Annotated in this window: 8 protein-coding genes and 2 pseudogenes; 2 read left to right on the forward strand and 8 right to left on the reverse strand. The window is 60.0% G+C overall.

The window, feature by feature from the left end:
* The first annotated feature begins 106 nt into the window (after positions 1-106).
* The gene (sugE, locus tag IVA80_RS26975; protein ID WP_247279066.1) at positions 107-421 is read left to right on the forward strand and encodes a quaternary ammonium compound efflux SMR transporter SugE; all 315 of its coding nucleotides are present in this window, start codon (positions 107-109) and stop codon (positions 419-421) included.
* 1,852 nt (positions 422-2,273) lie between these two features.
* Here sugE and IVA80_RS26980 read toward each other — a convergent pair.
* Entirely contained in the window at positions 2,274-2,795 is a 522-nt protein-coding gene (locus tag IVA80_RS26980) for a thermonuclease family protein (protein WP_247437361.1), read from the reverse strand.
* Positions 2,796-3,370: 575 nt separating this feature from the next.
* Positions 3,371-3,993 (reverse strand): annotated as a pseudogene (locus IVA80_RS26985) (energy-coupling factor ABC transporter permease); the annotation flags it as partial.
* Positions 3,994-4,763: 770 nt separating this feature from the next.
* Here IVA80_RS26985 and IVA80_RS26990 point away from each other — a divergent pair.
* Positions 4,764-5,540 (forward strand): RMD1 family protein, encoded by a 777-nt coding sequence (locus tag IVA80_RS26990; protein WP_247437415.1) that lies wholly within the window; start codon positions 4,764-4,766, stop codon positions 5,538-5,540.
* Positions 5,541-6,247: 707 nt separating this feature from the next.
* On the opposite strand, the gene IVA80_RS26995 is transcribed toward IVA80_RS26990, so the two are convergent.
* The 6 genes and pseudogenes from IVA80_RS26995 to IVA80_RS27020 all read right to left on the reverse strand — a co-directional run bounded on the left by IVA80_RS26995 (position 6,248) and on the right by IVA80_RS27020 (position 12,883).
* Positions 6,248-6,778, reverse strand: a complete 531-nt coding sequence (locus tag IVA80_RS26995) for a hypothetical protein (protein WP_247437362.1) — start codon at positions 6,776-6,778, stop codon at positions 6,248-6,250.
* Between the two features lie 562 nt (positions 6,779-7,340).
* On the reverse strand, positions 7,341-7,637 hold the full coding sequence (locus tag IVA80_RS27000; protein WP_247279062.1) for a ferredoxin family protein: 297 nt from the start codon (positions 7,635-7,637) through the stop codon (positions 7,341-7,343).
* Positions 7,638-7,678: 41 nt separating this feature from the next.
* A complete protein-coding gene (locus tag IVA80_RS27005) occupies positions 7,679-8,986 on the reverse strand; it encodes an FAD-binding protein (RefSeq protein ID WP_247437363.1) in 1,308 nt (435 codons plus the stop codon).
* Positions 8,987-8,997: 11 nt separating this feature from the next.
* Complete coding sequence (locus IVA80_RS27010) at positions 8,998-10,110, reverse strand: electron transfer flavoprotein subunit alpha/FixB family protein (protein ID WP_247437364.1); 1,113 nt, start codon at positions 10,108-10,110, stop codon at positions 8,998-9,000.
* A 1,175-nt stretch (positions 10,111-11,285) separates the two neighbouring features.
* A complete protein-coding gene (gene nifW / locus IVA80_RS27015; RefSeq protein ID WP_247437365.1) occupies positions 11,286-11,618 on the reverse strand; it encodes a nitrogenase stabilizing/protective protein NifW in 333 nt (110 codons plus the stop codon).
* Positions 11,619-11,710: 92 nt separating this feature from the next.
* Positions 11,711-12,883, reverse strand: a pseudogene (locus IVA80_RS27020) (homocitrate synthase).
* Positions 12,884-13,027 lie beyond the last annotated feature (144 nt).

The following is a 13,027-nucleotide window of genomic DNA, read 5'->3' on the forward strand; positions in this document are numbered from 1 at the left end:
AAGTTGACCCCTGCTCGAAGCAAATCGCGAACCCTGGCAAGGACGACCTTCCAGCTCATCACCACATCAGCCGCGGGGACGACCCTGCCATGAACGGAGGGCCGCCGTGGCCTGGAGCATTTTGTTGGTCGCCGGCCTGCTGGAGGTCGCCTGGGCAATCGGCCTCAAATACACCGAGGGCTTTACCAAGCCCGTTCCATCCGTGCTCACGCTCGCGGCCATGGCCGGCAGCGTGATCCTGCTCGGCCTTGCTCTAAAGACGCTGCCCATTGGAACTGCTTATGCGGTCTGGACCGGCATCGGTGCGGTCGGCACCGCAGCGCTCGGGATCATCCTGTTCGGAGAACCGGCCGCCGCGTTTCGCCTTGCCAGCATCGGCCTGATCGTCGCCGGCATTGTCGGGCTGAAGCTCGTGTCCTGACGAAAACATCGAAAGCATTGACCCCACCAGGTCAGCGCCGCAACGATCGCCGAGGGCGGCACGTAGTTCTCCAGGCATAGACGATCGAGCTGGCCACGTTCCAGCCGCACCGCCGAGGGGCGCGGCGCCGACAATGGCGAGGAAAGTCGCCAAGAACAACACGCTGATGCAAGGCCTCTGGGCCGAGACCGTCTGGCTGCGACCTGGTCGTGACGCGACGCGGACGATACGCCAGCCGCCCATCAGGGTCCCACCGGCATCGCGTCTGGCACAATAACACCACCCAGAACGGCACGAACAATTCGCCGCTGAGTATAGAACGGCAATGAAGCTATGCTGGCTGACCTCCGGGCGACGGTCAAGAAAGGTCGCTTGCCGGAGTTATACGATGCCTGATCTCCGGAGCAGCAGGGGAGAAGATCCAGACCGGCAGATCGTGTTCGTTTGCTCCGAACTGCTTCCGACCATCCCGCGTCGGCACCATCAGGGACTGCCGACCAGTTCATCTCTTAGTTCGCAGTCAGGTGAGCTTGCGATCTCTGACTGAGCTCAGCTCCGCGCCTCGAATTACCGGTGCGACTTCATTGTGTGGTTGCAAAGAAGCTCGATCACCCAATCTCTTTCGCAGGAGCGTTCATGAAATCATCGAACTGGCGGTGCCGGCGCACGGTGTTCGACCTCAGACCCGCGGCTTGTTTGAACAACGACCGCTATTGTCGCGTAGACGACATCGCGATCGAAAACGCCGGGAGCTTGTATCGTGCCCGTCGGCACAGAGTCTGCACCCCACGAGGGCATGGGAGCGACGCTGCGAGTTCAGTGGCTCACGCTTCGTTCTGGAAGGCGCGCACTTCGTGTTCGGAAGATGATATGCGATCTGACGTTCTTGTTCAGGCTGCCGCAGCAGTTGCGCTCGTCGCATGCGGTGTTGCTCATTCAGCGGATCTCAGCCAGTTGTCAGCGAGCCATGCTGTTTCCAACCGCACGAACAGCTGCATTGTCTTCTGTGGCATTGTTGTGATCGGCCCCGGCAAGGCAGGTCGACACGTCTTTGTCAGCGAAACCGCACGTGTCGTGTTAAGCTTCTTACCCGCCCGGCCAAATTCTGGCGTATATCGGAGCAGCCGTGGCTTGAAAAGGCAATCGCGGCCGATATCGCCAACAGCAGCGAAGTCCGGGAAGGGACCTATGCGACGTTCCCGCGGCAAAGGGCGCAATTCGATTACCGTCGTTTCGATGGGCCCCGCGGAGCCGGCGTTGAGCAAGCGCTCACACCGGCTTGGTCCATCAGATTTGAGTGCGAGTGTATGAGTTTTGGTGGGACAGCATCTGGCGACCTCTGGGAATCAAGCTGCGAGCCCTGGGTATGTCAAAACCTGAAAACTCGAGTCGAATGGAGTAGAGGCAGGCTGCATCCCAAGCCACATTCGTGTTGCCTACCATGCCCAGTGGTGCCTTGAACGCCACTGGCCTTCTTTCTTCCGCTCAACCTGTACCCGGCGGAATCTGATTGTTTTTTCCGTGCCACGCCTTTGTCTCTTTTAGGCTCCGGAGATCCCGCCATTCTTCCGAGGTAAATGCGGCTCTCTCTCGAACTCAAAAGGCGCCGCCTTGGCATGACCGCGAGTCCATGGTTCCCAAGAATTACGCCGAGAACGATGGCGTTCCTGCGGAGCTCGCGATTTCTGTCTTGCGACTTTTGCGCTTATGAGAGGTTGAGACCATCTTACTCCTTTGAGCATGGTTGGGCGGCAGTGGTAAGCTTGCTCACTCCGGTCGACGCCAGCTCGCCCGTGACTTTCACCTTGTGCGGAACCGACTCTGGCATATATTCTGGTGTCGGGAATACGAGTCAAGGATGAGCATTCGCGTCGTCAGAACAGCTGGCTGGTCGACCACCTAACCGAATGCAAGCTCGATATAGCCAAGGTACGGCAAAGCTGCCCGCCCACAAGCCCAGTCCGGCACGATCGGCCGCACGTTGCGCAGCGTGGTATCGTCCTCTGGAGTATTGCGTCCAATCGAGCACGAGACCGTTACGCACCAACCATTCTCCGAGATCGATGCCATCAGCTGAACAGGTCGCCATCGTCCGTCCACACTCATCCTTCAGGACTGACAGGCAACTGACTTCGCGTTCTGCAATGAAGTTTTCAAGATCGCTCGCGGCCCTGAGGCCACATCGATATGGATTAACGTTGATATCTCGGCACATTTGAGTCTTGTCCGGCGCGTCGATGCCCCAGAGCCGAACGCGTGTCCCGTGAATTTCAAGGGTGTCGGTGCTGATGACCTTTGCCGGCCCCGTCAATTCGCCGGCAAACACGATGCTGCACAGTGCGAGCATGGTCAACACCACGATCAATCCATACATGGCGATCTTCTTTGTCGAACTTCGAACATTCCTGTCGAGTGCAGCAGAGCATGGGAAACCGCCGAACGGCGGTCCATCGCGGCTGTGCTGAGGAGGGTGCTAATGTTGCATGGATAAGCTCGTTCGACGGATGACTCCCAGTGTATCAGCAGCGCAAGACGCCCCTCGTGTCCAACCTCGCCCCCGATGCTCTGCGACCAGGCTGCTGCCCTGACCGCATCCCGCCATTCCTCCACGTCGTGGCGGCAGTTCGCCTTGGCCGCATCACGCACCAGCAGGTCGAACTCGGTAGTGCGCGTCCGCTCACTAGCGACCGGGCCGGCGCAGACCGCCGGCCGCAAGTCGGCGAGAAATGATTTCCTGGTCGCCTTGTGCGGAATGAGCATAAGCTCGACCCCCTCACTGCCACGGATAGCAGCGAGCGCGCGTCGCCCGGGATCGCTGCTCCGGCTGCTATCGGGGAAAGCGTACGCATCGCTTGAGCAAACGGGCGACATGGCGGCCATCGTTGCTATCGACAGCAACATGCCTTCTGGGAGCGGTGGGCGACAGATCCCCTCGCACTCACGCCGCCCAATTTGTTTCGCGAGCGCCAGCACGGCCAGATCAGCCACCGGCTCGACCAAGGCCACAACTGCATAGGAAACCGCGAACGATGCGACGTTACTGAGGTTGGCGGCGCCGAAGCCCGCGCCATAGAGCGCCCAAAACGCGACCCAGACCACGATACAGATTGATACGCAGTCGAGAGCGCACGCGCCTTACGGTACCGCAGATCGCGATAGGCGGCCTTGGATGGAATGAGCCGCTTGGCGAGCGCCCGGATCGCAAACAGTGGCACTAGAAGCGTCGTGACATTCATACCATATTGCGGCAGGTCGGTCGAAACAAAGAGGACGTCTTGCGGCAAGAGGCCGAGCGCAAGACCAGAGGCAGCCGGCGCCGCGCCGAACAACAGGAACAGCGTCGAGCCCCGGACGAAGTGCACTTCGGAGACCCCAACCGCAAAGTGCGGCAGGATTTCGAAAAACGTGAACACAAGGCCCGTCGCGGCGATGGCTTGCATAGCAAATGACAGAGCGCCCCGCTCGCGTATGGCCTCGACCACAAGCTTGGCGACGACGCAGCCCATCGCAATGCCTGTCGCGCAGGTCAACACGAGCTTGGCGCCTGTTACTATTCCCGGTTCGATATGCATGGTCTCAGGTCCTTTCTGCCGTTGTACTCGGGCCTTGGCTCAAGAATTTGCCGGGACGGTCGTGTGGCTGACGGTTGGAAACGGCACTTCACCTTCCCCACCCTCAGTCCACTGGTAACGTCCTGTTTTCGCCAGATCGGACCGGGTGTGCACTCCGCTTTCGCTCGGTCTTTGCGACATTTCATAGCAACAGCTATGCCAGCGCCGCTGCCGCGGTTAAGACTCTGATTGCGCTTTGAAAAGTTCCGCGGCGCGCAAGATTCGCCGTGTTCTGTAGCCGACATGCTCTGGAGGAAATTGAACACACATCGGCCAGTCTTTGGTCAACCTGTGCCGTTTCAAATAATCATTTTCGCTCGCCCATTGAAGCGGAAATCCTGAGGCCGCTGGCGCGAAGACACCGGTTCGGCATCAATCTTGCTCGACCTTGTTCGAGGACGGCGTCTAGGGCGCAGCCAAATGTTTGGCGGCCGGGGTCGTCGAATTCCTCGAAGAGCTTGCTGGATCGTTCGATTGACCTTGCGGCCAAGCATGCACGAACATATGGCGACCACCCATCCAAACTGTGGAGCCGGCGTTTGCTGGATCTCAGCATCATCTCTCAGCGACGCGCCCGGCAAATTCCGCTGCACCATCTGCGACGAAGTTCTGGACGTGTTTCCGGAGGAACGTTATCGGGTCGCAGTGGCGCCAAACCGGATGCAAACGTGAGCAAGGATCAACTTACGCACGGTAAGACTGCCGTCTCCGGACAGACGGCGCCCGCCTCGATGCTGCGCATTCGGGCAGTCATGCTGGGGGATCGCATCAACCCGTCGGCTCTCGAAATCGGAACGCTGGTGTCCTCGACGCCGGTCGCTTTCCGCATTCATGCGGGCCTGGTCGTGATCTTCCGCTATGGCGTTGTAGTGCTCATCGGGTTGTCGCCCTCGGAAGAAGCCGCTCTGATCGAAACCCTGATATCGCGGGTCATCGGTGAACTCACCTCCTATGAGGAGGATAGCGCGCAGGCGCAGCTCTGCAACGACCAGAGCGCTGAGGTCATCCTGCCGGGCGGGCGGATTTGTCTCAGAAACTTTAGTGACGATCGGCTGCTGCTGATCGCCGATACGCTAGCCAAGAGCACGGCGCTGGAGCGAGATGAGCGCCGTGTCGCCGCGGTGTTCGACGTGATCGAACCCTTTGCACGCGAACTAGCCGAGCGCGGCCGGACGCCGCGGGGTCGCAAGGGTATTCTCCAACTGATCGGCAATGCGCTCCTGGTCCAGCAGCGCGTCGCGGGCCGCATCGCCATTGCCGAAAAGCCCGACGCACTCTGGGAGAAGCCGGAACTCGAGCGGCTCTATTCGCGTCTGGAAGACGAATACGAACTGAAGGAGCGTCTTGAGATGCTTGAGCGCAAGCTGTCGGCCATCTCCGGAACGGCTAACGCACTGACGGACATCATTGATACACGGCGCTCGCTGCGTCTTGAGTGGGTTATAGTCGTGCTGATCGTGATGGAAGTTGCAATCGGATGCTTTCAGATTATTACAGCAGCTCACTGAAGTGCGGCTGGCCGTAGCGCGTGAGGCGCCTTCGTGGGGTTTGAGCGGGCCTACTGACCGACCTGGCCGGCATTGACGTGCGACGCGCCGTTCGGCCGCACTCAGCTGCGGATTTCGGCTATGCCTTCGGCGTGGTCGTGGACGCGAGTTCGGCGAAATCCCGGTGCGGCTCGCGAACACAGCGAATAGCCGAGGCGAGTTCGGCGCATTTTCCCGGCAATAGAGCAAGGATAGGGGGTGTATGGCAGACGCGCGGCGGAGCGTTCATGTCGACGATCCAGCGCCACCCAAGAATCCGCTTTTGCCCAATCGCAGCGGGCCGCCACTCAGCTTGTCTGTTATTCTCAATTTGGTCGCGGAATACTTGCCAGGACTCCCCCGCCGTTCCGCCAGGGCGCAGCCAGCGACTACCGAAGCAAGGACGGTCGATTTCACCAGGGCGCCGCGCTGCAACTGAACATGAAAGCTCACAACTGCGGATCTCGTCCTCGCTAACGCGAAGGTCGCCGAGCTTGACGCGGCCGGGGACTGCGACCGGGCATGCATAGCGGCTCCTCGTCAGCGATAAACGCTGAACGGATGACAAAGGAACTACGCCGCGAATTTCGACGCGGTTTTGACCTCGCAAGCAGGCGCCGCGATTTCTAACGTCCCATTCGCTGTGGACATCCCATCTGCAGGACTGCCCCTCAAAGCGCCCTGAACACTCACGCGCCCTCGGCAGCTCCTCTCAAATCCGCTTCCGAACCGATCCCGGCGTGGCGATCCTTCGCTGGCTCGTTCAGGAGCCCGGCGAGCCTGAGGCCTTCAAGGACTCCTTCGAGCCGCTGTTCGCGAATGATTGCGGCCAGCAGCGAAACGGCCTCCTCCCGATCGACGGTGAAGCAGACGTCAGGCGCTCGCTCAACCAACAGGTCCAGCAAGGTCGGAAGGTCAGCAACGTGGTGGCGTAAGGTCGAGACCACATCATTCGCGAGATAGGTCGCCAAATCAGCATTCGGCGGCGGATCAAAGTCCAAGTCGACCTCGGCGCGCTTCTCGATCGCATGTCGTATCAACTCGCCCTGCCGTCTTGCATTCATCGAGAGCATGAACACCGCATCAGCGAGGTTCTCGCGCGGCAAGCTTCTCAGTTCGGCTATGCGGGCCTGGATGTCGTCGATCGAACTCTCACGGCGTACCTCCGCTCGCCGCGCGTTAGCGGCTGCCCTGCTCTTTTGTAATCGAACCATCGTCATGCTCTCCCGCCGACCATATATCCCGGCGATACAGGCGAATGAAAGTGCAAAATTGTGTGCTGCATGCGCGCAGCCCGCCTGACGAACGCGAAAGCCGGCGGTCGCGCGAAGGAGTCACAAAGCGCTAATTTCGTGATCCGCTCGTGCTTGTCTAGTCTACAAGGCGCTCGATGGCACGTTGTCAGGTCGGCAGCTATCGCGAAGCGAAGTCCTGCTTCCAGCGTTCCGTTTGTAGGTGATAGGCAGCGTCGCGAGGCAGTGGCGGCAGGCGGATCGCCGCGAACTCCAAGAAGGACGAAACCGGCCAGATATTGGGGAACAGAACCAGGATCGGTCGACAGATCCGAGATGGACGACCTGATCCCGCCAATGCGTTGCGCCCTGTTTCGGAGCCGCTCGCTTTGGCTATCTCCGGGCATATTATAGCGGGAGCTGGCAAGGGGCCGCCCGGTAGATGGAAAGATTGGGACTCGATTGAATCAGGTGAAATCTCAACTTCGCGCGTGATTTCGTTGTATCGCGAGAACGCCGCAGCCTGCCAATCAGCCCCTACCCCGAAGCTTTAACCAAATTTGAATAGCACACCGTAACCGCCACGTGGGTAGCTCCACTCGATATCACCACTTTCTTCGCAGATCACCCGGCAGGTGCCGCACTCGATACACCCGTCGACTGTCACCTCAACATGACCTTTATCGCTGAGCTCGTAGCACCGTGCAGGGCAGGCCTTCAGCATCGATAAGAGCCGCGAGGATGGTGTGGTGTGCGGCCGCACCTTGATATGGGCGCGGCCGGAATCAACGAGATAGCGGTTGTAGAATAGTTTGTCCTCGACACGTCGGGATGGCTCGCTCGGCATTGTTTCTGGCTCCGTCGTTCGTCGTTGTCTTTGGTTTGTGATCACCGCCAGGCCCGGGCAATGCGCAGGGCATCGCTGAACAGTCCACTCCACGACCGCGCCTTGATGAACGAGCTCAGCATCAGCTTCTCTTTCTCAAGCTTTGGTGTGCCGTCGACGCGCACGTAATCCTGCATCGCTTTGGAGAAGAGCTGCGGATATGTGAGAAAGAAGTTCTGCGAGTGGGTATGCATAAGTGCCGGCATATCCTTGTACTTCTTCAGGTCCTTGATCACGAACGAATCATTCAGCAGCTTTTTGTAAAGCGAAAGATTTTTGGCCGTCATCGGATCATTTCGCGATTTGATAAGGCAGATCGCTTCCGCGGCGATACGGCCCGACGTCATCGCCAGATTGGACCCCTCGCGATGGATGGCGTTGTTGAGCTGGGCGGCGTCTCCGACAACGACCCAGCCCTCACCACAAAGCTGCGGAATCGCCTTGTATCCACCTTCGGGGATCAAATGCGCGGAATATTCCTTTACTTCCGAACCCTCGATCAACGGCGCGACGGACGGGTGACGCTTGAAGCCCTCGAGCAGGCCGTAAGGCGTCTCGCCGGTACGCTGGAAGTCGGCAACAAGACAGCCGATACCGAGCGATATGCATTCCTTGTTGGAATAGATGAAGCCCATACCGGTCATGCCGCGGGAGATGGTTCCGGCGGCTTCGATGACGAGCCCCTCGTCGCCTTTGAGATTGAAGCGAGCATCGATTGTCTCGCGCGACAGGAAATGCATCTCCTTGACCGCGAGTGCGACCTTGTCCGGTTTCGGCCGCCCTCTTAAGCCTGCACCCGTCCCGAGCACTCCGTTCACCCCCTCGGCCAGCACGACGACATCTGCATGGATTTCCCCTCCATCTCGGTCTGTGCGCACCCCGACGACCCTCCCATGGGAATCCTGGAGGAGCTCGGTCACCGTGGTCTCGCACAGCACCGTGGCGCCGGCCTCGCGGACCTTCTGCGAGAACCATTTATCGAACTGGGCGCGGATGATGGTGTAGCGGTTCGGCTTCTCCTCGTTGAAATCATCGGAGCGATAGTGAATCCCCGTGTGCGAACGCTCGTCCACGATCCAGAAGCGTTGCTCGACGAGATGCCGCTCAAGCGGTGCATCTTCTCGGAAATTCGGGATCAGCTCCTCCAGCATATCGGCATAGAGGATGGCGCCTTGCACGTTCTTCGACCCCGAATACTCGCCGCGCTCCAGCTGCAGCACTTTCAGGCCCCGCTCGGCCATGGTAAGCGCTGCCGCATTTCCGCCCATGCCAGCACCGACGACGATCGCGTCGAATCTTTCCTCGATCATAACAAGCTCCCCTAGCCAGCGATGCGGTCGTGCGAGTGCGGCGACAGCTGCGCGCGGAATGCAGAGGTCAATGCGGGCAACAGTCGAATAGCGTCAGTGACGATGCCGATATGCGCGAAGTCGAAGATCGGAGCGTTCTTGTCGGTGTTGATGGCAACGATGAGGTCGCCCCCCTCCACGCCAACGCGATGCTGGATCGCGCCGGAAATACCGGCCGCGATATAGAGCTTTGGCCGAATGGTTTTCCCGGTCTGGCCGATTTGTCGGTCCGAGGTGACCCAGCCCTTCTGGACCAGCGGCCGCGAACAGCCATATTCGGCGCCAAGCACGTCCGCGAGCTGCTGTACCAGTTGGAAGTTCTCAGGCGATCCCAGACCGAGCCCTCCAGCGACGACCACGTCGGCATAGGCAAGGTTGGACTTTGTAGAATCGCGGTCCGGGAGGAACGACAGCACTTTTGTGACGATATCTTCTTCTACAAGCCCGAGCGGATGCGAGATGACGCGCCAGACCGCGCCGGTCACGCGCTCGGGCATCGGCATCACGCGCGGACGGACGGTTGCCATCTGTGGACGGTAGTTCAGTGTGTAGATCGTGCACAACAGTGAGCCGCCAAACGTCGGCCGGGTCGCTGCAAGCGAGCCGTCGGCATCGACATCGAGCTCGGTGCAGTCGGCAGTTAGGCCGGTGAGCAGTGTGGTGGCCACTGAACCGGCGAGATCGCGGCCGAGTGTAGTTGCCCCTAGGAGTAGGATTTCCGGCTTGTACGTATTGACCAGCTCTGACAGGGCCTTGGTGTAGGATTCATTGCGATAATCGGCCAAGAGATCATCCGCGACGATATAGGCGAGGTCGGCGCCGTAGCAGAAGGATTCGGCGACCGCCTGCTGCGTTGTCTCCCCGACTGGGCCGATGACAACCGCGGCGAGGTCAACGTTGAGCTTGTCGGCAAGCCGTCGGCCGGCACCCATCAGCTCCCAGGAGACGGGGTGTACTATCCCGCGTTCCTGCTCGATGAAGACCCAGACGTGCTTATACGCTTTGAATCGTTCGGGCAGCTCCCTCTTGGTCGCCGCGCGACCACCACCCGCGGCCGGAGCGGCGCTTTTGGGTGCGGTGCTCATCATCTGTACTCCCATCCGTGTTCAGTAGCGGCTCGCCAGCGAAGCGTGCTCCGCCTCCAGCTTTGAATTCGCGCGTGAAGATTGCTTCAGTTAAGAGTGCGGCCGCGTGCCCGCCGCCATTTTTTTAACACCGCCTGGCAGCAGCGCGGGGCCGAGACACCCATTGCTGGACTTTTGTCGACGAGCCCGGAAGCACACGCTTGGGGTTCTTTCCGGGTTCGGCATTCTGGGTCACCATTTGGCAATGGAACTAGTGAGGCACGCAACCGCGCGGTCACGCGAGCCGATCGATTGGTCCCCCCTCATCTTCGAGATGCAACCGAGTTGGAACAGATCGAGGACCTGCCAGAGGCTCGGCTAGTGCCATTGTCGGCCGCGAGCTTGCCGGTGAAAACGCGATCCATTACTCTGAATGCCCTCGCACTCTTGCCGATTGCAGCGACACGCCCGCAACTCTTGGCGAGGGCACGAGGGCCGGCGGTGAAGCCGCCCGTCAACGGCGCCGCGCGACCGGCGCTGGAGAGCAAGGGCTCCCCCCGGGAAACCTCGGCCATAGATCGGCCAACGGGAGTGATTTCGTCGACGAATCTTTGGCGCGGATCAAGCGCAGCTTTCAGCTCAGCCAGGCCGGAATATGCAACCATCGCTTTGGCGTCGCGACGCATCATGATGCCGACAGGCAGCGCGCGCGAAACTGCGGGGCGTCCAAAACAAACTCGATGCGGACCAAGATGTGCATTCGCTTCTCCAGACTAGCTGAGCATATGTCAGCAATTGTCGTACCAATTGCGCAGACGATGAAAATTGACCGCCAATACAGAATCTTACTGAAGGAAATCGGATTGGCAGCCTCTCACGAGGATCGGAACATTCGAAACCGTGCTGACCCGTGTCCGGAATGCGACAGAAGACAGTCATCCGAACCTTGCTGCACTTTCCTCGCCAAATATGCGCTCCCCACTGCCGGCGTACCATTGCAGGAGATAGCTGCACCATGAGCACCAGCTTGAAACGATGGAAGTATCCGGACTGAGCCGTGATTACCTTAAGGAGCCGAGTGTCCAAGCTGCGGATCCGCGAGGCCTTAACTGCACCTTACATTTGAATTTGACGCCCTGGGAGGTTGGCAGGTTCTCTGAACCTTCACGCTCCAGAGCACGAGATACAAACTCAATTCACTCCAAGGAACTGAGCTGCACCAATGCTGGATGCTTGTTCGATTGTGGTGCGGCCGCATCCTTCAGGACCTTGAACACGCGCTGTTCGATCGGGGAGGACGTGACGAAGTCGGCATAGGCGCGCTCAAGCGTGGCCTTGCAACGCGAGGCGATGTCAGAATCGGATGCACCGGTAAGCTCCTCGCCCGCGAGATATTGCCCCATGCGACGCAGAATATGAAGGCGCGCTACGTCGATGATTTTCGCATCGTACTCGACGCCGAGCAGTGCAAAAAACTCCTCTGCCGCGGAGGCCTTGTTCAATTGCGAAAGGATCCCGTCCGTCGTCATTCTCAACCTCCATCTAGATCCGCGTCCAGAAACCGTCCTGGCTCGAATGCTCCAACCTGATCGCGCGACGCTGGCTGACCACCTGATCGCCCTCAGTCGACGAGCGAGCTCTCGTGAATGTCGCGCCAGATCGCCACCACCGTTTCTGGGAGACCGGGCCTTTGTGCTCGATGGCATGCTTACGGACGCGCGCGGAAATGGTTTCGGTTTGCTCGGCGGTGACCGAAAGCTGCAACTCGGACAAGAGCGAAGTGATAGCGGCAAGCTCTGAACCTCGCCGATCGCAATGCGGTGGGAGCGGCCGAGCAACCCCGGGTCCGGCGCTTGGTAGGTGGGCCGGTCTTTTAAGAGCCCATCGACGTGGATGCCGGATTCATGGGTCAAGACATGCTCGCCGACAATCGCTTGTTGAGCGGAATGGTGCGGCACGCTGCGGCTGCAGCGGCGGCCTTGACTTTTTCCAGTTCGGAGAGCAGCACGCCGGTATCACGGCCGTAGAGCTGCCTGAGTGCGACGGCAACTTCCTCCAGCGGCGCATTGCCGGCTCGCTCGCCCAATCCAATAACCGTCACAGAGGCGTGCGTTGCACCGGCCTTGATCGCCGCCAGCGTATTAGCTGTCGCCAGTCCAAGATCGTCTTGGCCGTGGAATTCGAACTCGAGATCGGTGCTGGCGCGCAGTGCGGCCATGAGCGCGAAGGACGCGTCAGGATTGAGCACGGTCGGCGTATCTGCGACACGAAAGCGCCGCGCGCCGGCCGCCTTGGCGGTTGCGATCAGGTCGATCAGGAGGTTGACATCGGCACGCGAGGAGTCTTCGCCACCCACCGCGACATCCAGTCCCTTGCCGCGAGCATAGGCCACGACGCGCTTCACCCGCTCCCGCGCGGCCAAACGGCCGCCACCGAGTTTCGCCGCAATCTGCACGTCGGACGATGGAATCGATAGGTTGACCATCGAAACACCGGCCTCGATCGCCGCATCGACGTCCGCGGGTTTCATCCGGCACCAACCGATGATCGTGGCCGCAAGGCCCGCTTCGGCGACCGCTCGGATCGCGCCAATCTCTTCTTGACCCATCGCCGGCGTGCCGGCCTCGATCTCCGTGACTCCGGCGGCAGCCAGCGCACGCGCGATCGAGACCTTTTCCGGCGCCGTAAAGGCCACGGCGGCTGTCTGTTCGCCGTCGCGCAACGTGGTGTCATTAAGGACTATGGACCTCGAGCGATCTTTGTCGGGCCCCGTGATTGCGGCAGCGAACGCCATCAGCGGCTCCGTATGTTTATTCCGGAAGCTGTTCAGCAACTGCCGTGCCAACCCGCTCGAACTCCCAAGAACCTGTGAATGACGTCGAATTCCAGATTAGTCGGGTGTGTCGCAAATCCGACAGGGTGGAAACGTCGGAGCGCC

The sequence above is a fragment of the Bradyrhizobium sp. 139 genome, assembly GCF_023074175.1.
GTDB lineage: Bacteria > Pseudomonadota > Alphaproteobacteria > Rhizobiales > Xanthobacteraceae > Bradyrhizobium.